The 20,216-nt window shown below is 60.9% G+C and carries 22 protein-coding genes; 10 read left to right on the forward strand and 12 right to left on the reverse strand.

Translation table 11 applies throughout. The features are described 5' to 3' along the window. Nucleotides 1–79 precede the first annotated feature (79 nt). The 4 genes from ACLI1P_RS05750 to ACLI1P_RS05765 all read left to right on the forward strand — a co-directional run bounded on the left by ACLI1P_RS05750 (nucleotide 80) and on the right by ACLI1P_RS05765 (nucleotide 3,908). A complete protein-coding gene (locus ACLI1P_RS05750) occupies nucleotides 80–544 on the forward strand; it encodes a hypothetical protein (RefSeq protein ID WP_411709616.1) in 465 nt (154 codons plus the stop codon). Nucleotides 545–783: 239 nt separating this feature from the next. After that, on the forward strand, nucleotides 784–1,365 hold the full coding sequence (locus ACLI1P_RS05755; protein ID WP_411709617.1) for a hypothetical protein: 582 nt from the start codon (nucleotides 784–786) through the stop codon (nucleotides 1,363–1,365). 628 nt (nucleotides 1,366–1,993) lie between these two features. Further along, nucleotides 1,994–2,539, forward strand: a complete 546-nt coding sequence (locus tag ACLI1P_RS05760; protein ID WP_411709618.1) for a hypothetical protein — start codon at nucleotides 1,994–1,996, stop codon at nucleotides 2,537–2,539. Nucleotides 2,540–2,753: 214 nt separating this feature from the next. After that, on the forward strand, nucleotides 2,754–3,908 hold the full coding sequence (locus ACLI1P_RS05765) for a glycoside hydrolase family 25 protein (protein WP_411709619.1): 1,155 nt from the start codon (nucleotides 2,754–2,756) through the stop codon (nucleotides 3,906–3,908). Here the strand turns inward: ACLI1P_RS05765 and ACLI1P_RS05770 are convergent. Beyond that, nucleotides 3,905–4,738 carry a spermidine synthase gene (locus ACLI1P_RS05770; protein ID WP_411709620.1) on the reverse strand — a complete coding sequence of 278 codons (834 nt, stop codon included), beginning with the start codon at nucleotides 4,736–4,738 and terminating at the stop codon, nucleotides 3,905–3,907. The genes ACLI1P_RS05765 and ACLI1P_RS05770 overlap by 4 nt on opposite strands. 104 nt (nucleotides 4,739–4,842) lie before the next feature. On the opposite strand from ACLI1P_RS05770, the gene mnmA reads away from it, so the two are divergent. Then, nucleotides 4,843–5,928, forward strand: a complete 1,086-nt coding sequence (gene mnmA, locus ACLI1P_RS05775) for a tRNA 2-thiouridine(34) synthase MnmA (RefSeq protein WP_296134961.1) — start codon at nucleotides 4,843–4,845, stop codon at nucleotides 5,926–5,928. Further along, nucleotides 5,929–6,837 carry a methionine synthase gene (locus tag ACLI1P_RS05780; protein WP_411709621.1) on the forward strand — a complete coding sequence of 303 codons (909 nt, stop codon included), beginning with the start codon at nucleotides 5,929–5,931 and terminating at the stop codon, nucleotides 6,835–6,837. Here ACLI1P_RS05780 and ACLI1P_RS05785 read toward each other — a convergent pair. From ACLI1P_RS05785 to ACLI1P_RS05825, 9 genes are all read right to left on the reverse strand, one after another. Then, nucleotides 6,834–7,958: an AAA family ATPase gene (locus ACLI1P_RS05785; RefSeq protein ID WP_411709622.1), complete on the reverse strand. Its 1,125-nt coding sequence runs from the start codon at nucleotides 7,956–7,958 to the stop codon at nucleotides 6,834–6,836. The genes ACLI1P_RS05780 and ACLI1P_RS05785 overlap by 4 nt on opposite strands. A gap of 73 nt (nucleotides 7,959–8,031) precedes the next feature. After that, on the reverse strand, nucleotides 8,032–8,427 hold the full coding sequence (locus tag ACLI1P_RS05790) for a type II toxin-antitoxin system VapC family toxin (protein WP_411709623.1): 396 nt from the start codon (nucleotides 8,425–8,427) through the stop codon (nucleotides 8,032–8,034). Beyond that, nucleotides 8,424–8,672 carry a FitA-like ribbon-helix-helix domain-containing protein gene (locus ACLI1P_RS05795; protein ID WP_411709624.1) on the reverse strand — a complete coding sequence of 83 codons (249 nt, stop codon included), beginning with the start codon at nucleotides 8,670–8,672 and terminating at the stop codon, nucleotides 8,424–8,426. The genes ACLI1P_RS05790 and ACLI1P_RS05795 overlap by 4 nt, the downstream gene beginning before the upstream one ends. Before the next feature lie 603 nt (nucleotides 8,673–9,275). After that, a complete protein-coding gene (locus ACLI1P_RS05800; RefSeq protein WP_411709625.1) occupies nucleotides 9,276–9,878 on the reverse strand; it encodes a cadmium resistance transporter in 603 nt (200 codons plus the stop codon). Then, entirely contained in the window at nucleotides 9,875–10,234 is a 360-nt protein-coding gene (gene cmtR, locus ACLI1P_RS05805; RefSeq protein WP_092147900.1) for a Cd(II)/Pb(II)-sensing metalloregulatory transcriptional regulator CmtR, read from the reverse strand. The genes ACLI1P_RS05800 and cmtR overlap by 4 nt, the downstream gene beginning before the upstream one ends. Nucleotides 10,235–10,674: 440 nt before the next feature. Next, the gene (locus tag ACLI1P_RS05810) at nucleotides 10,675–10,938 is read right to left on the reverse strand and encodes a hypothetical protein (protein WP_411709626.1); all 264 of its coding nucleotides are present in this window, start codon (nucleotides 10,936–10,938) and stop codon (nucleotides 10,675–10,677) included. A gap of 9 nt (nucleotides 10,939–10,947) precedes the next feature. Then, complete coding sequence (locus tag ACLI1P_RS05815; RefSeq protein WP_411709627.1) at nucleotides 10,948–11,961, reverse strand: serine hydrolase domain-containing protein; 1,014 nt, start codon at nucleotides 11,959–11,961, stop codon at nucleotides 10,948–10,950. Next, the gene (locus ACLI1P_RS05820; protein WP_411709628.1) at nucleotides 11,961–12,488 is read right to left on the reverse strand and encodes an ArsR/SmtB family transcription factor; all 528 of its coding nucleotides are present in this window, start codon (nucleotides 12,486–12,488) and stop codon (nucleotides 11,961–11,963) included. Before ACLI1P_RS05820 ends, ACLI1P_RS05815 begins: the two co-directional genes overlap by 1 nt. A 64-nt stretch (nucleotides 12,489–12,552) precedes the next feature. Continuing rightward, entirely contained in the window at nucleotides 12,553–13,224 is a 672-nt protein-coding gene (locus ACLI1P_RS05825; protein WP_306506929.1) for a 3'-5' exonuclease, read from the reverse strand. Nucleotides 13,225–13,351: 127 nt separating this feature from the next. Between ACLI1P_RS05825 and ligA the strand changes: the two genes are divergently transcribed. Next, a complete protein-coding gene (gene ligA / locus ACLI1P_RS05830) occupies nucleotides 13,352–15,376 on the forward strand; it encodes an NAD-dependent DNA ligase LigA (protein WP_411709629.1) in 2,025 nt (674 codons plus the stop codon). After that, nucleotides 15,373–16,125, forward strand: coding sequence for an HAD-IIB family hydrolase (locus tag ACLI1P_RS05835; RefSeq protein ID WP_411709630.1), 753 nt, complete (start codon nucleotides 15,373–15,375; stop codon nucleotides 16,123–16,125). Before ligA ends, ACLI1P_RS05835 begins: the two co-directional genes overlap by 4 nt. Here the strand turns inward: ACLI1P_RS05835 and ACLI1P_RS05840 are convergent. Then, complete coding sequence (locus ACLI1P_RS05840) at nucleotides 16,118–16,777, reverse strand: amino acid-binding ACT domain protein (RefSeq protein WP_296132678.1); 660 nt, start codon at nucleotides 16,775–16,777, stop codon at nucleotides 16,118–16,120. The genes ACLI1P_RS05835 and ACLI1P_RS05840 overlap by 8 nt on opposite strands. A gap of 175 nt (nucleotides 16,778–16,952) precedes the next feature. On the opposite strand from ACLI1P_RS05840, the gene gatC reads away from it, so the two are divergent. Both gatC and gatA read left to right on the forward strand, forming a co-directional pair. After that, nucleotides 16,953–17,255, forward strand: coding sequence for an Asp-tRNA(Asn)/Glu-tRNA(Gln) amidotransferase subunit GatC (gatC, locus tag ACLI1P_RS05845; RefSeq protein ID WP_296132676.1), 303 nt, complete (start codon nucleotides 16,953–16,955; stop codon nucleotides 17,253–17,255). 3 nt (nucleotides 17,256–17,258) lie between these two features. Beyond that, the gene (gatA, locus tag ACLI1P_RS05850) at nucleotides 17,259–18,743 is read left to right on the forward strand and encodes an Asp-tRNA(Asn)/Glu-tRNA(Gln) amidotransferase subunit GatA (protein ID WP_411709631.1); all 1,485 of its coding nucleotides are present in this window, start codon (nucleotides 17,259–17,261) and stop codon (nucleotides 18,741–18,743) included. Between the two features lie 108 nt (nucleotides 18,744–18,851). Here the strand turns inward: gatA and ACLI1P_RS05855 are convergent, their stop codons facing one another. After that, the gene (locus ACLI1P_RS05855; protein ID WP_296132672.1) at nucleotides 18,852–20,141 is read right to left on the reverse strand and encodes an HNH endonuclease signature motif containing protein; all 1,290 of its coding nucleotides are present in this window, start codon (nucleotides 20,139–20,141) and stop codon (nucleotides 18,852–18,854) included. Between the last annotated feature and the right edge of the window lie 75 nt (nucleotides 20,142–20,216).

The following is a 20,216-nucleotide window of genomic DNA, read 5'->3' on the forward strand; positions in this document are numbered from 1 at the left end:
TTCGAAGTTCACTTAGGTCCTTGAACAGCTGCGTGAAAACCAACCAAAGGCAAAGTACGGCATTGCTTTTGAGAAGTTTATGGTCAACTATTTCAAGACAGACCCGACCTTGAAGAACCAATTCGATGAGGCGTGCTGCTGGACGGAATGGCGCTATAACGGCGGTAAGGCGGATATCGGCATCGACTTGGCAGCCCGCTGTGTTGAAGACGAACGTCAATGGGAAATCCGGTGTGAACGCGTTGTCCGACGTCGTCGACCACGAACTCTTGCGGAATACCCCGGTGGAAGCGGTCTTGCGGGTGCTGGGGGTTGTCGGTGTGCCAGGCGCAGAGAGTGGAGGAGGTCACCCTCTACGGTCACCGGCTGTCGGCTGCGTTGGTCATTGACATCGCCGCCTAGAACCTACGGAGCCAGAGTCCCTTTGCTGAGCGGGTCACCCATCGGTTGTTTGCGTGGGGCCGAGACGGCGTTCAATGGAATGGAAACGGTTCGAACTCGGACCGGACCCTGCCGCTTACTTCATCCTTACCGCGTTCCGTGAGACAGTGGCTGCGATGGTGCTAGTCTCGGCGGACTCGTGGCCGCGTCCCTACAGCCCGGCAAGCAAGGAGGCGGCGGCGCGCCGTACCTGGAGCTGGTGAATGTGTATCCGCACGTGCCGGCTTAGCTGTCAGATGCGAGTTTTTGGTACCGGTGTTCTGGGGACTCGGTACTGCCGTGTTCCGAGTAGTTGGTACCGGGCCGAGGGGTGCGTCGGCCCGGACGGGCTACAATTTCAGGGTGGAATCACAGCTAGTCGCCTACATCGATGAGTCCTCCGCCCTTAGACCCCCAGACCGGCAGGAGTACATGGTGTGTGCAGCCATCATCGACACTCAAGACTTGGAAAAAATACGCGAGGAGCTGCGTTCACTACGACTTCCTGGCCAGGTCAAACTTCACTGGACCGACGAACGTGATAGCCGACGCCGAAAAATCGTGGACACCCTTTCTGAGATCGACTCCATGCAAGCGATCATCACCCACCAGAGTGAAGTGAGCAAGAAGACGGAGAGGCACCGCAGGAAATGCTTGGAGCAGATGTACTTCGAGCTCTCCGAGATGCACGTCCACAACGTCACTTTGGAAAGCCGGCAAGAAGCACAAAACAGGCGAGACGTCGCCCATATAGTTGCCCTGCAGGGCCAGGGACAAAGTGCTGGCATCCGACTTCGACACGTACGCGGTGGCGATGATCCCCTGCTCTGGATTCCAGATGCCGTTCTGGGAGCACTGAACTCCGTCCATCTAGGGGAAGAGCAGTACTGGGAGAAGCTGCACGAGAAAGTGGTCCTCAACCGTCCCACCCCGGATTCCCTCTAGAGGCAGGCGAAGACCCCGGGTCCAGTCGTCCGGCTGGGGTCCCAGGGTCTTCTTCCGATCCTGTCGTAACAGGTGGCAATAACACTAGGGTAGCACCATTTGGCACCATTTGACACCGACATGCCCCGCCGAGATACAGCAGGTCATAGGACAAAGACCTCTTACTCCGGTCATCACTGAATCGATCATCAAACCACCCCAGCGGGAGCTGACGGATAATCTCTGAAGTCAACCCTCATCAGAGATGACTTTCTTTGCCCGGGATACTTCCCGTCGTGAACACCCCAATGCGTGTGTGATCTGCGCCTAGCTAGCACCATCAAGGCACATCGCAATGATCTGCTTGAAGCTGGCCACAAGGACCAGCTCCTTCCAAGTAGAAGTTGACGCAACACCAGCGGATTGTGGTGTCGCCAACATTAACTATGAAAGAAAAACCCAATGCAGTACCGAGTAAGCGGAACACCGGTACCAACTACGCGGACTCGCGGTACCAACTACCCCAAATCGACATTAGCGGTTGTTTTGAGGAAAACACTTCGTTGCGCCTTTATCCAACTCGGCTTATTCTAGGCACTCCGATTGGTACAGGATCGAGGAGCTTGGTCGGTAGGTCGTGGAGGTACTGATGGCTTCTTCAATAACGTTGTTCTCGCATGAAGGTGCTCAGTTCGCATTGCCGTTTGGCGAAGGTACTATTCATTTCGGTGACAGTGCTGAGCAGGTGGTAGCGGTTCTCGGGGAGCCGGAGAATCACCCGAGTGAAAGCCCCTTGTACTACTCCCAAGCAAACATTCAAGTTCACATCGGTGACAACGGTGTCGAGTTCATTGAGTTCGCGACCAACCCTGAGAAAGACGGTGTCACGGTGGAATGGGAAGGCCATAACCTCTCCAGCATGAACGCCATCGAGTGCGCCGAGCTGTTGAAGAGGCTCAACGACGGGTCTCGGGTTGACGAAGATCAAGCTCCAGAGTCTTACGCTTTCGAGAAACTGGGGCTTAGCGTATGGCAACCGTACGCGCTTGCCGATGCCCTTGAGGAACTCGAGGAAGCGCGAGCTGCGGGCACCGAGGGTGAGGAACTCGAGTACTTCGAAGAAGAAGCCAAGGAGGCAGAGTACTTTGACGCGATCGGCCTGGGTTCTCGCGACTACATGAACGAATACTTCTAGGCGCGCCTTTCTCCAGAGCCGCGTCCCGCTCCACGCAGGCCAGCGAGAACGTGCGAGATTACGGAAGCCAATGGCCACGGCCAGGGGAGCGGGTGCGGAGGGCGTCGTCAAGCACTGCGTGAAGTGCTGGACCCGCAACTACTGTGACGAAAGAGTCGAATGTTGCGCGTGTTGCGACTGTGACTATTGGGGTGAATTCGGTAGTGTTGCGCGCATGAGCCATGCACGTCGCCTTGTTACCGCCGCCGTTACTGCCGTAACGGCCCTAGCGTTGTCCGTATCCACCGCCGTTGCCATCCCGTCCACCGCGCCGCAGGGCGTGGATGTTTCCGGCAACAACCACATGTCCCTGCGCGGCATCGACTGGGATGCTGTGAAGTCGGACGGCCAGTCCTTCGCCTTCGTCAAGGCCACTGAAGGAACCTCCTTCGTGAACCCGAAGTTTGTGGGCGACGCCAACGCGGCGTCGGCAGCCGGCCTCAAGGTGGGTGCGTATCATTACGCCCGCCCGGCCAGCGACGCCAAGCAGCAGGCAGCGAGCTTCGCCTCCCAGATCGCCCTGGTGCCGTCCCAGACCCTGCCGCCGGTGCTGGACATTGAGGTCACTGAGGGCTTGAGCGCCGACCAGCTCGCCGATTGGATCGATACGTTCATGACCGAGGTCAAGTCCCTGACCGGCCGTACGCCGATGCTCTACACCTACAAGTTCTTCTGGATGGGGCAGATGGGCAACACCACGCGGTTCTCCGAGTACCCGCTGTGGCTGGCCGCCTACCAGGACACTGCTCCGGAGCCCGTCGGTGGCTGGGACAAGATTGCCTTCTGGCAGCGCTCCGGCTCCGGCCGCGTGGCCGGCATCGAGACCGTCGTGGACATGAACCTGTTTAACGGCAGCGAGTCGCAGCTGAATGAGTTCTCCAACGGCAACTACATCAACTTCGGCGGCATCGTCGACGACCTGGTGGTGCCGGGCATTGACCTGGGCGATGACGCCGGCGTGATCATCGCGGGCATCCTCGCCGTGGCCGCCGGTGCGATGGCAATCCCGGCCGTGGCCAAGGCTGCGCAGGACGCTGGCATTTCCATCGACCCGACCGAGCTTATCGAGCAGGCGGAGAAGCTGCTCAAGACCGGCGCTATTAGCACCGGCGACCTGGACAAGCTGGCCAACCACGACGCCACCACCGGCGACTTGGCCCTGTTCCTCGATAACGCGGAGCATGTCCAGGACTTCGACTCCAACAACATTGACCAGCAGGACGTGGACACCGCCGCCGACGTGGCGCGCACCGCCGGCCATGGCGCGGGCGTCGAGGTGCCGGCGTTCGACTCCAAGCAGGTGGCGGACCTGCTCAACAGCCTGCTTTAGAACGCGGGCGTATCGCGACGCGGGCTCGCGCCGTTGAAGAAGTGGCGCGTCCACGCCTCGTCGCGGTAGTGCGCGGGCACGGCCCCGGACAAGAGGGGCTTGGATATCGTGGCGGCTGCGGGGGAGCCGTCTGTGGGAAGCTCGGTATCCGAGCCGATGAGGATGATGTTGCCGTAGCGCCGGCCTTTAAGCATGGGAGGATCGGCAATAACGGCAACATGCGCAAATACCTCCGCCATTCCGGCGAGCTCCGCCTTTGCGCCCTGCAGGTCGGAGTGGTCGCCACAATTGGCCACGTAGAGCCCGCCCGGGCTGAGCGTGGCGTGGGCGTGCTGGAAGAACTCCTGGGTGGTCAGCGGCTCTGGGGTCTTCGCACCGGCGAAGACGTCCCGGATGATGACGTCGAAGCGGTTCGGCGGAAATCCTTCGGTGACAGCGCGGGCCTCGCCGGCGCGGGTTTTCACGCGGGGCGCTGAGGGGATGGCGGCCAGGTCACGGATGAGCTCCGCTAGCTTGGCATCGAGTTCGACCACCGTGTTGTGGGAATCCGGCCACAGGTCGGCGAAGTAGCGGGGCAGGGAACAGCCCCCGCCGCCTAAATGCAGCAGGCGCTTGCCGGAAGCAAGATTCTCCACGGCGGCGGCAATCCAGCGCATGTACTCAAACTCCAGGGCGCGCGGCTCGTCAGGGATGAGGTGCGAGGACGGCACGCCGTTGATGTTGAGGATGAAGGCGCTGTCGCGGAAGGGATCCGGCACGACGACGAGCTCGCCGGTGGAGATATCGTAGGTACCCGCGATGGAGTGTTCGGTGTTGCGTTTCCTGCCCATAATGCTGATTAGCTTAGGGAATACCTCAGCGCGATGGCGTGTTGGGGTAGGAGGCGCACCGCGACTAGCCTGGGTGCACGACGAAGATTTTAGAAGGGGAGAGCATGCGAGTACTGGTAGCCATGTCCGGCGGCGTCGATTCCTCCGTCGCCGCGGCGCGCGCGGTGGAGGCGGGCCACGACGTCATTGGCGTGCACCTGGCCCTGCACAAGGACGCCCAGCAGACCCGGGAGAAGGCTCGGGGCTGCTGCTCGCTGGAGGATTCCGCCGACGCCCGCCGCATCTGCGACAAGCTGGGCATTCCCTTCTATGTGTGGGACTTCTCCGAGGAGTTCAAGGAAGCCGTCATCGGTGACTTCGTGGACTCCTACGCCCGCGGTGAGACCCCCAATCCGTGCCTGCGCTGCAATGAGAAGATTAAGTTCGCAGCCCTACTGCGCAAGGGCATGGCGCTGGGATTTGATGCGGTGGCAACGGGCCACTATGCCACTATCGACGCCGACGGCTACATGCGCCGCTCCCTGGATGAGAACAAGGACCAGTCTTATGTGCTGGGCGTTATCACCAAGGAGGAGCTGGACCACTGCTTCTTCCCCATCGGGGATACCCCGAAGCCACAGATCCGCGAGGAGGCCAAGCGCCACGGCTTTTCCACCGCCTCCAAGCCGGATTCTTATGACATCTGTTTCATTCCGGACGGCAATACCCAGGCCTTCCTGGGCCGCTCCATTGGCCTGCGCCCGGGCATGATTGTGGATACGCAGGGCAACGAGCTCAAGGAGCACGACGGCGCGTGGAACTACACCATTGGCCAGCGCAAGGGGCTCGACATCAAGACGCCGACTGCCGACGGCTCCCCGCGCTACGTCACCGACATCGACGCCGCCACTGGCACCGTCACCGTGGGTTCACGCGCCGATTTGGTCGTGACCAGCATTGAGGCCGACCGCTTGAAGTACCTGCACCCGGCCATGGAGGGCGACTTCGACTGCGAGGTACAGGTGCGCGCCCACGGCTCGGTGGTGCCCTGCCGCGCGCACGTGGACCGCGAGTCTGACCGCATGGCGCTGGAGCTTAACGAGCCTCTCTCCGGCGTGGCCCGCGGCCAGGCCGCCGTGCTCTACCTGCCGAGCCCGGACGAGCTGGGCGATATCGTGCTGGGTTCCGGCACCATCTGCGGGACGAAGTAGATGACCGGATTCGCCCTTGGCCCCATGCCCGGCATGTCCATGGCGGAGGCAGCGGACATCATCCTAGGGGAGACCGCGCTTCCCGCCCTCCCGCAGCTTCCCGAGCGCGGCTTGGGCTCGGATGCGGTGGGCCGCACGGCCAGCATGCTGGAGGCCATCTCCATCGACCGCGGGCCGCGCGCGTGGCGGATGACGGCGCGCCCGCAACTGCTGACCCGCCGCGCCTGGGACCGCCTGGAGCGCGATCTCGACGAGGTCCAGGAGGTCTGGGGCGAGACCGTGCCGCGCGTCAAAGTGCAGGCGCTTGGCCCGTGGACACTCGCGGCGAGCATTGAGCTTGCCGACGGCCACCGCGTCCTCACCGACCGCGGCGCCTTCGCCGAGCTTTCTGAGGCTCTCCGCCACGGCCTCCGTACCCACGCCGCGGATGTTGCGCGCCGTTTCCACGGGGAGGTCGTCGTCCAACTCGATGAGCCCTTGCTGAGCGACGTTACGGCGGGCCGCCTTCCCGGCACCACCGACTTCGACACCATCCCCGCCGTCCCCGACGAGGTCGCGCTCGACCTCCTGCAGTCTTTCGAGGCGGATTACCTCCACGCCCCGCCGCTGTGGGCGCTCGCGCCCGCGGCAACGACTTTCCTCACGGACTTCCGGGGCCTGGACACCCCGCGCAATCTCGACGGCTTGGGGGAGCACCTCAGCGCCGGCCACCGCATCGGGCTAGGCATCCCCGGCGCCGATGCCCGCGCCGAGGCGATCGCGCTGGCCCGCCACCTCGATCACGTGGGCCTGCCCCGTGAGCTGCTCGTCGATTACTTCGACGTCTATCCCGTCGCGGCCTCCGCCCGCACTCTGCGCTCGGTGTCCGAGACTGCCGACATCCTCGCCCGCGACGCCGGCGATCTTTAGTCCACGCGCCCCAGGCTGTCCGTCGCGGTGAAGAAGGCCTCCATGTAGGGGATGACGAACTGGAGCTGGCCGTGGGCGGTGGGTTCGATGAGGTCAGCGTCGATAAGCCGCTGGCGCGTGGCCGAGAGGGATCGCACCGTCCGGTCCTGGTGCGCGGCGATGTTCTTGATCTCCGCCGTGCCGTCCTCCATGACCGCGCTCATCGCCTCGAGGAAGAGGCGCTGCGCCGGCGGAAGCGCCAGAGTGGCCGGCTGGTGGACCTGGGCGCCTAGGACCGAGATGGCCTCAGCCGATACCGCCTGAACGTCGCGCTCTTCGATGCGGCTGCCGCCTTCGCGCTGGGCCCTGCCCCAGGCCAGCGATCCGACGAGCTGCACCAAGTAGGGATACCCCCGGGAAAGCCGTACTGCAGCCGCTACGGCCTCCTCGGTGAACTCCAGGTCGGAGTGCGCCGCCGTCTGCGTGAACGCTACCTCGGCATTTGCGGGGGAGAGCGGGCCCAGGACGAACTTCTGCGCGCGGCGCAGGAAGGTCACGCCCGGCAGATCCAGCAGGCGGTTAACTCCTTGCGGCAGGCCCGCGGCCACAATGGCGACGTCGAGTTCATCGCGCACCAAGTCCTGATAAGTCACGGCCAGGGAGGTGAGATCCTCGGCGTCCGCATCCTGTACTTCGTCGATGGTGAGCAGAACGCCTGTGCCTTTGAGCAGGTCTAAAAGCTCGCGCAGGCGCGTGTTGAGCGTGGGCTTATAGGCTTCCTCGGTGTTGTGCTGGATGCCAATCGTGGCTAAACCGCCAATGCCGACGCGATTGACCTTGTGCTTGTCCGCCGGCGCCAGCTTCTCCATGATGCGCGGGATGGTGGTATCCACCAATTCCTCCACCATGGAGCTGCGCCCCGAGGCCCGAAGCGTAATCCAACCCCGGCTGGAAGCGATATCTTCTAGCTCGTTGAGCAGCACCGTCTTACCAATACCGCGGGCACCGCTGATGATAAGCGAGCGGCCGGGAGTTCCCGGACGGGAGTCGAGCGCAGCCCGAAAGGTGTCGAGCACTGCCGTGCGGCCGACCCAAAAGAGTGGTGGAACGCCGAAGGTGGGGCGGAAAGGATTCTCGTTCATGGCGTACATCCTAGCGGAGTGGGAGATTTGGGAGACTTTCTCGAAGATGGAGATTTGGGAGACTTTCTGTCACTTAAGGCAAGCTGTCCAAGTCGATCGAGTTCGGCCACGCGGCCATGAGGCGAGTGTCTCGACTGACAAGAGGCGCTTCGAAGATGTTGGACACTGCTACATAAGCTGAATCATAGATGGAGAAGGTGTGTCGACGGCTCCACACATGGTTGGCAATGTCTCCGACGCTTATCAATACAATGTTCAATTCCATGACATCGTTGGCTAGAAGGCTTGCCGTAGCGCTGTCGATTGCTTCTGCTTGCTCCAACCTTTTCAGCACGTTGAGGCATTCCAAGGGCATGTGGCTCGGGGCAATAAAATCGGCCTCGGGGTAAGCAGTGCTAAGTCTTTGAAGCGCATCGCGTTTTAAGAGGAATTCGATCGCTGCGGAGGCATCGATGACTAACAGCGTCATGAAGCGTCCCGTGCTTCACGTATTGCGGCCACCACGTCAAAGTCCTTTTTCAACTCAATGGGTTCGCGCTGCGAGAGTTCCTCCAACTTCTCTTCTAAGGACGGGCGAGAAGCGACCTTTTCAAGGGTCTCTCGCAGGTAGCTAGAGAGGGAAATGCCCTTACGGTCGGCGCGCTTTTTGAGAATGTTGACGACGTCAGCATCGACATCACGGATCTGAACATTGATGGCTTTCGGGTTTGTCATACCCGCCATAGTGCATGCACTATGGCTAGGCTTTGTCAGTCTTTGGCGCGCCGGCCTGCCAAGCTACTGCGCCGGCGTACGCAGCACATGCGGCGACGAGGCCGTACCACCAGAAGAAGTGGAGGGCTGAATTCCAGGGCATGGCAAGTCCGATAACGGCGACAGCGAGGGTATTCGTCAGGACGGAAATAACGCGTGGGCTCGTCTTTTGGGGACAACGATTGCTTTCCATGCGGACCCTAAAAGGGAAGCAATGATAACGATCATGCTGATAGTGAGGATCACGGCTTCTCCTTAGGGCGCGAGCTCATCGAATAGTGCTTGGGCTAGGTCTTCGGTGCCGGTGAGGGAATCGTTGTTGGCGAAGGCGCCTCGTTTGGGGGGGCTTTCACGAAACCACTTCAATCTTTCTACGAAACCTCCTGCCAGCCAAAAAACTGGCCGCGAATGAAAAATGACCCACTCCCTTCGTTTGGAGGGGACTTGTAGCGCTCCATGGCGGTCTTGTTGCTGCGCTCACGCAGGACTGGCTGCGGGTAGTTGTCGGGGTCTGAACCGAGAGGGGTGCGCCCAGTCGGGGCCGTTTGGAACGCAGTCGCTACGTCAAAGCCCGAAGGCTCCGCCACTGACGAGGATCACGATGCCGAGGCCGATGAGAACGATGGGAAAGAGGATGCCCTCCCAGCGTTCGAGCACTTCCGCGATCGGGGGGCGGGTAGCGACGAACTTTGCCAGGGCCACCAGGACCGCAACGAGCACGAGGAAGATAACGCAGTAGGCGACTACTGCGAGAGGTTCCACGCTGACGAATACAGGGGTGTAGACGCCGATGTTGTCGCCACCGTTGGCAAAGGTGACGCCTGCGACTGTCCCCACGCCGACCTTCTTGCCGGCAATCTTGGCCTCGTCGTCATCGTCGTCACCGTCTCCGCGCCAGGTCTGCCATGCGGCCCAGAGGCCGAGGCCCAGCGGGATGAGACCGAAGTACGGGATTGCTGTCGAGGGCAGGAATGCTCCGGCGCCCATGGTCACCAGAACCGCGGCACCGAGGATACCGGCGAATCCGAGGTACTGGCCGGCCAGAATGCGGGCGGTAGTGCCGCGCTGGCCTGCCCCTCGCGCGAAGAAGAGGGAGAGCACGATGATGTCGTCGATGTTGGTAGCTGCGAACAGGCCTATCGCCTGCAAGACCGAGGTGAGGATCATGCGTCCTCCCCAGCTGCGTAGCACCCGGGAAGCGAGCAGGCGGGATCGATGCACGGGGCGTCTTCGTCTACTGCCAAGGTGGCATCGACCAATGTGGTCAGCGCCTGCGCCAGGTGCGGATCGGCGATCTCGTATCGTGTCCGACGCCCCTCGGGCTCGGAGACGACAATTCCACAATCGCGCAAGCATGCCAGGTGGTTGGACACGTTCGAGCGTGTCAGGTCCAGATCTCGGGACAGTTCCGCCGGGTAAGCGGGGTGGTCGAGCAGAGTCAAGATGATCCGGGATCGAGTGGGGTCGGCCAGTGCACGACCCAGGCGGTTCATCACGTCGAGGCGAGAAGCAATAGTCAGCATGCGCTGAACTATACAGCGATCACTGAACTAGTCAAGTTCCGGATAGCGGTGCAGCTGTGTGCGCTGCTCAAGAGGCAGTGGAAGTAGCAGAGATGGCAGAGATTTTGGAAAAGTTGCGAAAGCGCGTCGTTAGCTCGAGATTCAACTTGCGCACGAGCCTGGCGTAGTTCGCGAGATCCGTTTTCAGGCCCCAAGCAATGACCCGAACGGGACAAAGCTCGATGACCTCATCATCTTGAACTGGGAAGGCTCGAACAAACTTATCTACCTCATCCGCAGCCTTGACTCGATTCCCGTTTGCAGCGGGGACACCCCAGGGTTCGACGACGGTTCGCGCCGCCAGCGCGCTTCTGAAGGGTGGCAATTACGGTGGGGGCGACGTTATGGATGTGGACCGTGCGGTGAGAGGGAGCAGTCATAACGTCAGTTTGCGGGAGGACTTAGATTGCGCTTTTGGGCTTCGATTCTGCGGCTCGCCAAGCCACCGCGCCGGCGTACAGAGCGCATGTGGCGACGAGGCCGTACCACCAGAAGAAGTGGAGGCCGTCATACCAGGGCATGGCATTTCCGATCAAGACTATGACGAGGGCAGTTATCGCTACAGAAATAGCGCGGTAGACCGTCTTTCCTGGGGTGGTAAATGCCTTCCATGCGGACCACAGGAGGGAGGCGATGATAACGATCATGCTGATAGTGAGGAACACGATTTCTCCTTAGGATGCGAGCTCGTCGAATAGTGCTTGGGCTAGGTCTTCGGTGCCGGTGAGGGAATCGTTGTTGGCGAAGGCGGCGCGTTTGGTCTCTGGGTCGATGATGAGCATCGTGGAATAGCCATAGGTGCCGCCGTTGTGCCAGTACCCAGCTTTGTCCTCGCTGGGAGACTGCCAGCCGTAGGCGGTATCGCCGTTGTTGATGAACCACGCGGCGAACTTGGCCATGTCACTCGCCGTGGAACGGATGGCGCCCGCGGGCGCGGAGCCGTCCATCTCCCAGGGCTCGGCGTGGCGGCCGGTGTCGGTAAGTCCCCGTGGGGCGTCTTCGGGCACGGAGCCCGGCGCCATGAGGTAGGTTTCGGTCATTTCTGCAGGCTCGAAGATTCGTTCTTTGAGCATCTGCTCATAAGGCTGCCCGGCAACGGTCTCCAGCATGTGGCCCAGGAGCCCATAGCCAAGATTGGAATAGGATTCTTCGCCGCGGTTCTTCAGCTTGGCCTTCGTGGCGGCAGCCAGGATGTCCTCTACGGTCTCGCCTTTATAGGGGTTCGAACCGGTAAGGACGGAGACGAGATCGTTGAGAAGATTCGCGTTGGCCAGCCGGGGTAGTCCAGAGGTGTGGTCGAGCAGTTCCCTCACTGTGACGTCAGCGACGGGCGCATTGCCGACATCGAGGACCTCGCCCACAGTGGTATCAGGTTTCAACTTTCCTTCTTCGACGAGCTGGTGGGCCAGTTCGCCGGTGAACATCTTGGTCACGGAGCCGATTTCGACCTCGGTGTGCTCGTCGCTGCCCAGTCCCGCGAAGGTGGCTTGGCCGTCGAGAAGCGTGAAGGCGGTGAGGTTGTGGAAACCGGATTCGGAGTGCTTTTCTAGCTGGATTGCTAGGGCTTCGTCGCCGGTCCTTTCTGTGGCCAGAGCAATTCTTTGTGGCCCTACAACAAGGAGGACGGCGGCAACAACAATGATGGTGATGATAGCTAGGGCAATCTTGGATGCGACACGGTTCTGCATTAGTGGTCCTCGCTTGCAGTGATGATGGTGAGAAGGGGGATAACGCGGGGAGGGCGGATGGCATATTCGCCACCGGACTTTGTGGTCCAGCCGGCGTGGGTCAGTGCGCTTAAGTGGTGATAGGCGGTGCCGGTGGAGGAGACGATGTTTTCTTCGACAAGCTCGGCTGCCGTCGCAGGTGCGGCGAGCAGGCGGCGGAGGATCTCGCCGCGGATGGGATGGGCGAGCGCGGAGAGGCGTTCAAGATTCTCCGTCCATTCCTCATCGGTGACGAAGGTGGTTGGGCGCTGCCATTGATAGGCATAGGCGCGCTTGCCGACGTTGATATTGCCGCCGAAGATGACGGAGCCGTCGGGAAGCTGCTCGTTGGGCGCGAGGGCGTCAACGAGCCAGTAGATCGAATCCTCGGTGGTTGCTTGGGTGGAGGTGCGTGAAGCGGGGTCGGTGTGCTCGGCGCTGGCGCGTCCCTCAAGTGCGGCGACGCGCGCTTCAAGCTCGGCGAGGCGTGCTTCGACTGTCGTTTCCATGTTTTCTAGAATTCCAGAACTCTAGAAAACTGGCAAGGGTTAACGGGAAAGGGGGGTCCTGGAATTAGGAGATCATCGGCCACGCGGTGGAGACATTTGAGGCATCCCGACCGCGTCCTTCCAGGTATTTCTTGAAGGACTCGCGGTCCTTGTACCACTCCACTGCCTGGTACTCCATGAGCTCGTTGGTATCCATCTGTGCTAGTTCGGGGAAGTGCTGGCGCACTTGCTTCCAGGCGACGCGGGCGGCCGCGAGAGCGTCGGCAGTAGCTTCATGCGCGTTACTCAGCTCCACGCCGTAGTGAGAGGACACGTCCTCTAGAGTGCGCTTTCCTTTGCGCCACTTGTCTTTGACGCGGTCGATGACAAACGGGTCATACACCGGACCATTGACCGTGAAATCCCCGGTCAACGCGCGCAGTACGGAGAGATCGTAGGCGGCGTTGTACACGATGAGAGTGAGCCCATCCTCCCAGGCCTGGTGGATGGCATCGACCGTTTCCTTGAGAACCTCCTCGTGCGGGCGCCCCTCCGCGCGGGCCTTCTCAGTAGTGATGCCGTGAATCTTCGCGGCCTCCTCCGGGATTTCCACGCCCGGGTCAGCGAGCATTTCCCGCTTGTCCACTTCGCGCCCGTCAATGCGCACGAGAGCGGAGGTGACGATGCGGGCTTCTTTGGGCTTAACGGAGGTGGTTTCGAGGTCGAAGGAGAGCATGCGGGTGGCGTCGAAGTTCATGGACAACACTCTAGCGCCCGGCTCGGACACGCACTATGGGAGTCCTGCAGAATGACGGACGAACACGTGCAGAATGACCAACTGCAGGTCACAGGCATGTCCGGCAGCCCGGCTACACTAGTGACTCGTGAGTGATGCAGTAGATATCCAACGCGAATGGTCCGAGCTTGCGCAAGAGGTGCGCAAGCACCGCGAGCTGTACTACAACGGTGAGCCCGCGATTCCAGATGCCGACTTTGACGCGCTCTTCCAGCGCCTGTTGGCCCTCGAGGCCGAGCACCCTGAACTGCAGACGCCAGATTCGCCTACCCAGCAGGTGGGCGCCGCGCCCGAGGGCGCCGTCGACATTGAGCACTTGGAGCGCCTGTACAGCTTGGACAATGTCTTTAGTGCCGATGAGCTGCAGGATTGGCTGGATCGCACTCCAGGAGAGTCCTATCTCACCGAGCTGAAGATTGATGGCCTGTCGATCGACTTGGTCTACCGCGATGGCACGCTCGCTACGGCAGCCACGCGTGGCGACGGGCGCATGGGTGAAGACATCACCGCGAACGCTCGTGTCATCCCGGACATCCCCCAAGAGCTGACGGGTACGGAGGAGTACCCCGTCCCGTCCTTGGTGGAGGTGCGCGGCGAGGTCTACATGCGCCCGGACGAGTTTGAGGAGATTAACTCTGCGCGCCGCGAAGATGGTAAGCCCACGTTTGCTAATCCGCGCAATGCGGCGGCCGGTGGCCTGCGCATGAAGGACCCCGAAGACGTGAAGAAGCGTCGGCTCCACATGGTCTGCCACGGAATCGGCGCGCGGGAGGGCTTCCAGCCCACCTCGCAGCACGACGCCTACCGTGCTCTTGAAGCGTGGGGATTCCCAGTCTCGCCCTATACCAAGCGTGTGACCAGCGCTAGGGAGGTGCAAGACCAGGTTAAGCACTGGGCAGAACACCGCCACGATGCCTACTTCGAGATGGATGGACTCGTCATCAAGGTCGATGACCTAGCCAGTCAGCGTGCCCTCGGCGCCACCTCGCGTGCGCCGCGGTGGGCTATCGCGTACAAGTACCCGCCGGAGGAAGTGACGACCAAGCTGCTCAATATCGAGGTCGGTGTCGGGCGCACCGGACGTGTGACACCATTTGCGATTATGGAGCCGGTCTTTGTCTCTGGCTCGACGGTCTCCATGGCCACCCTGCATAACCAATTCGAGGTCAAGAACAAGAACGTCCTCATTGGGGACACCATCATCATCCGCAAGGCCGGCGAGATTATCCCGGAGGTCCTAGGCCCTGTGTTGGATAAGCGCGACGGCAGCGAAACGGAATGGGTCTTCCCGGAAAATTGCCCAGCCTGTGGTACGAAGCTAGCCCCGCAAAAGGAGGGCGATCAGGACTGGCGCTGTCCCAACACGCGTAGCTGTCCGGCGCAGCTTGCAGCTCGTCTGGAATATCTTGCCTCCCGCAAGGCGCTCGATATCGGGGCGCTGGGGGAGAAGGCTGCGGCTGACCTCATCTCTTCCGGTGTGCTGAAGGACGAGGCAGACCTCTTTGACTTGGACGAGGAGGCCCTGCTCAAGTCTTCGCTGTATACCACGCAAAAGGGCGCCCTGAATGCCTCCGGCAAGAAGCTTCTGGAGAACCTCAAGACCGCCCGGCAGACTGAGTTTTGGCGAGTGCTGGTAGCCCTGTCCATCCGGCACGTGGGGCCGATTGCCGCCCGAGCCCTTGCCACGCGCTTTGGGTCGATGGACGCACTGCGGAGCGCGTCGGTGGAAGAACTGGCAGATACAGACGGAGTCGGCGGGATCATCGCCGAATCCTTCAAGGCGTGGTTCGAGGTGGACTGGCACGACAACATTGTGCAGCGCTGGACTGCCGCGGGTGTGACCATGGAGGACGAAGTGTCAGATAAACCCGAGCAAACCCTCGAGGGTCTTACCGTAGTGGTCACCGGCACGTTGGAGAACTTCACGCGTGATTCCGCGAAGGAGGCCATCATTTCGCGTGGTGGTAAGGCATCGGGTTCGGTGTCCAAGAAGACCAGCTATGTGGTGGTTGGTGACAACGCCGGATCGAAGGAACAGAAGGCCCGCGACCTCGGACTCAGAATTCTGGATGAAGCGGGCTTTGAGCGCCTTCTGGAGGTGGGAGAAGCATGAAAATTGCGGCGCTCGATATGGACGGCACGGTATACGTCGATGAAGAGATCACGCCCGCGTGCCGCGACGCCATCGCCACGTGGCGAGCAGCCGGTAACCTCGCAGTATCCGCCACGGGCAAATCGATTTCCAGTGCCCGCGGCACCCTGGAGGATTTCGGCGTGGAACTGGACTACCACGTGCTTTACAACGGCACCGTCATTACTACTGGGAACTATTCGATCATTCAGGAGGAGCATCTCCCCAGTGACGTAGTCGGGGAGATTGTCCAACGGTTTTCCGGACGTCAAGGGATCAATATCTACGTCACAACCTTGACTGGTTCTGATGCCTTGGTATGGAACGGCCTCGCAAACCGAGAATCCTCCATGGTTCCGAATGCTCGGCCGACCGATCTGGATAGTGTGGGTGACACCGTCCTACTGTCGTTGTGGATTCCGGATGACGAGGCGTTGCGCCATGAGGTCGACGCGTGGGTCAGTGCGAACTTCGACGTCGAGTCCTCCTTCAACGTGGGGTTCTACGACATCATGCCGCCTGGCCATAACAAGGGCGAGGGCTTGACGCGGCTCATTAGGCACCTTGGTATTGAGGGAGCTGAGCTCTACACCTTTGGCGATAGTTTCAATGATCTGTCTATGCACGCCATCGCTACCGAGTCCTTCAGCTTCCCGGACGCGGCTATCGGTGACCAGGTCACCCACGTTGTGCCTAACGTGGCCGCCGGGCTGCGCCAGCTTCTTAAGTGAGGAATTTGCCAAGGATAGCGCCTAGGTCTCCGAGGTGTTGGACCTCGGAGGCCAAGTAATCCGGTCCGCCCACGCGGCCCATGACCACCACATAGTTGGTGCCCACCAGCGGTGCAGCGGCCAGTGAGGAGTCCAGCAGCGTCCACGATTCCGGAATCCACGTATCGCGGTCTTTGTTGAGGATGCGGGCCTCGGTGATGCCGAGCTCGGTGGGGTTCGTGCCATCGTCGGCAGGCGCGGCATCCGACGCTGCGATGCGCTTGATGGGGGAGATATTCGTGGTAATGATGGCCCAGTTCGATGTCAGAGCCTTGGGAATCGCGGCACAGACCTCTTGCATAGCGGCCTTCACGCTGGTGCGTGCCGCAACGCGTGCGAGCAGGTGAATCTGACCACGGCGATCGACGCGGCCGCTAAACGGACGGATGGAATCAATTTCCACACCGTCGACGCCCTGTGCAGCTGTAATAATTTCATCGGCCATTGTGGACTGTGGAAGGTCCACCACAATGTCATCCATGACGGTGCCGTCGGGGAAGTTCTCCACGATGTCTACCGACTGGATATTCGCCTCAATGTCTCCCAGTGCGTGCGCCAAATAACCCAAGCTACCGGGGCTATCGGGAAGCTGGACGCGGACAAGGTAGGACATGATGATCTTTCTGTGTAACTGGCGTTAAGCGGTTGATTTAACGTGATCTATGGTACATAACCCGCGGAATACTATTCAATAGTCAGATAGATAGGAGCGGTGGTGGCGCGCTGGAAGGCGTGAAGTACCATGGGAGAGCATTAACCGTCTCAGTGAATAAAAGGATGGAGTTCGCGTGTCTGATATTTCGCGTGACGAGGTCGCGCACTTGGCAAAGCTGTCGCGATTGGCCCTGAGTGAGGAAGAACTGCAGCAGTTCGCTACTCAGATTGATGAGATTGTGGATTCCGTATCCGCAGTCGGCAAGGTCGAAGCGGAAGGCGTGGAGCCGATGTCGCACCCGCACTCCGTTAACGCGCCGATGCGTGAGGACGTCATCGTGCGTACCCTCACCGCCGAGCAGGCTTTAGACCAGGCGCCTGCATCCGAGGACGAACGCTTCATGGTTCCGCAGATTCTGGGTGGAGGAGACGAGTAAAAAATGGCACAGTTTATCGCGCCCGCTGAGGGCTTGACGTCCCTGACCGCCGCCGAGCTTGCGGAGAAGATTCACTCCCGTGAGGTGACCTCCCGCGAGGTAACCCAGGCGTTCCTTGATCGCATTGGTGAAACCAATGATGAGCTCAACGCCTTTCTGCACGTCGGTGCCGAGGAAGCGCTGGCGGCTGCCGACGCCGTCGATAAGGCTCTCGACGCTGGCGAGGAGCCCGCGTCCGCCTTGGCGGGCGTCCCGCTGGCGCTGAAGGACCTGCTGGTTACTACCGACGCCCCGACGACCGCCGCCTCCAAGATGCTCGAGGGCTGGGTCTCGCCTTACGATGCCACCCTCGTGACCAAGCTCCGTGAGGCCGGCATCCCGATCCTGGGCAAGACGAACCTCGACGAGTTCGCCATGGGTTCCTCCAACGAGAACTCTGCCTTCGGCCCGGCGCATAACCCTTACGACACCGAGCGCACCCCGGGCGGCTCGGGCGGCGGCACGGCCGCAGCGCTGGCCTCCGGCCAAGCTCCGCTGGGCATTGGTACGGATACCGGCGGCTCCATTCGCCAGCCGGCCGCGCTGACCAACACCGTGGGTGTGAAGCCGACCTACGGCACCGTCTCCCGTTACGGGCTTATCGCTGCCGCCAGCTCCCTGGACCAAGCGGGCCCGACTGCCCGCACTGTCCTCGACACGGCGCTGCTCCACGAGATCATCGCGGGCCACGATTCCTTCGATGCAACCTCGGTAGATAAGCCGGTTGCCCCGGTCGTTGCCGCCGCGAAGGAAGGCGCCAAGGGCGACCTGACCGGCGTCAAGGTCGGTCTCATCAAGCAGTTTGAGCGTGACGGCTGGCAGCCGGGCGTTATGGAGGCTTATCACGAGGCCGTTGAGCAGCTGAAGTCTCAGGGCGCCGAGACCGTTGAGGTTGATTGCCCGCACTTCGACGACGCCCTCGCCGCGTACTACCTCATCATGCCGTGTGAGGTGTCCTCCAACCTGGCTCGCTTCGACGGCATGCGCTACGGCCTGCGCGTCGGCGACGATGGCTCCCACTCGGCGGAAGAGGTCATGTCCCTTTCGCGTGCGGCTGGCTTTGGCCCCGAGGTCAAGCGCCGCATCATGCTCGGTACCTACGCATTGTCCGTCGGCTACTACGACGCGTACTACCTGCAGGCCCAGCGCGTGCGTACCCTCATTGCTCAAGATTTCGAGCGCGCCTTTGAGCAGGCCGACGTCTTGGTCTCCCCAACGACTCCTACTACGGCCTTTAAGTTGGGCGAGAAGGTTGAAGACCCGATGGCGATGTACAACTTCGACCTGTGCACGTTGCCGCTCAACCTCGCGGGTCTGTGTGGCATGTCGGTACCGTCCGGTCTGGCATCGGACTCCAACCTTCCGACTGGCCTGCAGATCATGGCACCTGCCTTTAAGGACGATCGCCTGTACAAGGTGGGCGCAGCCTACGAGGCAGGCCGCAAGTAGCCAGCCCAAGGGCACTGAACCCACGACTGTCCTCCCGGTTCTTCGGAGCCGTGGAGGACTTTCGCGTTGTGGGAAGGGAGGTGGCGTCGTTTATTTCGACGCCGCCGTTTAGAAGGGGATGTCGTCGGGGAGGTCATCGCCCTTCGCCTCCGCTTCTTTCCTTTCTTTTTCTTTGGCTTTTGCTTTCTGCTTGGCGTTGTATTCGTCGATTTCTTCTTTGAGCTTCTGTGCTTGTTCGCGGACAAACGTGCGGCGGTTGGTAATGTGCTGGCCTACGGTCTGCGCCCACCGTTGCATCTTTGGTGCTAGGGGTCCTTCGGGCTGAGTGATGGTCCACGTACCGTCGTCGAAAAGCCAGACGATGTCCCCGGTATAGGGGTCGATGAGATAGTGCAGGCGACCGTCTGTCTTCATGTTGTGGTGGCCCTGGCAGAGCGAACCCAAGTTAGAAGGATGGGTGGCGCCTCCCTCGGAATAGTTGTGCCGGTGGTCCATTTGGGAGTGGTAGGCGGGTTTATTACAGCCGCCAACGCGGCAGGTGCCGTCCCTGCCTTCGACTATTTTGCGCATGACTTCCGGACAGACATAGCCTTGTGCAGGCTCTACATCGTCGAAAAGATCGCGGATGCGGGTATGCGGCATCGGGGCGGAGCGCCACCCATGATTTTCGATGAAGGTGGGTGCTCCCTCCACGTCCGTAGCGCGATAGGTGTGGAGGATGACCGTGGCAGGCGGTGTGATTTCTCCGGAGAGAAGCTTCTTCATGGCATCCGTAATGGAGATTCCGTGCGTAGATGCGGTCTTCCGGATGAAGGCGTCGAGCTTGATGCCAGTGTCCTCATCGACGCCAAGCTCAATCCAGGCCTTCGTTCCGTTGCTGGAGAAGGCATAGCTGTCTTTCGGTCTCGTATCCCGATAGGCAATAGTGTCGTCCAGAGAGCGGCAGATGTCGCGCATGCGACGGCGAATCTTGTCCACGGTGGGGAAGACTTGATGTGGCTGGTCAGCGGTGAAGTAGTCCACCAACAAGTCGTCGATAAGCGCGAGCGTGTCCACGTCGGGCCCCGCTAAGGCTTGCATCGGCCCGTCTATAGCGATGAGCCCGGCCATATCGAGGAGGTAGTGGGTTTCCTGGAGCTGCTTAAGTTTAGGCAGGCTATCGAGCCGATTGAGTGCTCGCAGTCCAGATTTGATGTAAGCCTCCTTGAGGCCCCATGCGTTCACGAGGCTAAGCGCCACCGTGTCAATATCGGCATCCAGATCTGGCTGTGCTTGACGCCAGCAATCGTAGTCGGCGCGTCGGACTGCAGCGCGGGCTTGGGCAAGTGGATTGGAAGGGTTGGCGTGGGCGAAAAACTTTAAGTGCTGAGAAGTTGGTGGGCGAGTGGTCGTGCTCATGAATCCCCCGGGTGGCATAGTCGAAATGATGTTCTATCCCTAGACTAGTGGCACGGGGTGAAAATGGCCATACTC

Origin of the sequence: Corynebacterium tardum (assembly GCF_046717785.1) — a bacterium.
GTDB lineage: Bacteria > Actinomycetota > Actinomycetes > Mycobacteriales > Mycobacteriaceae > Corynebacterium.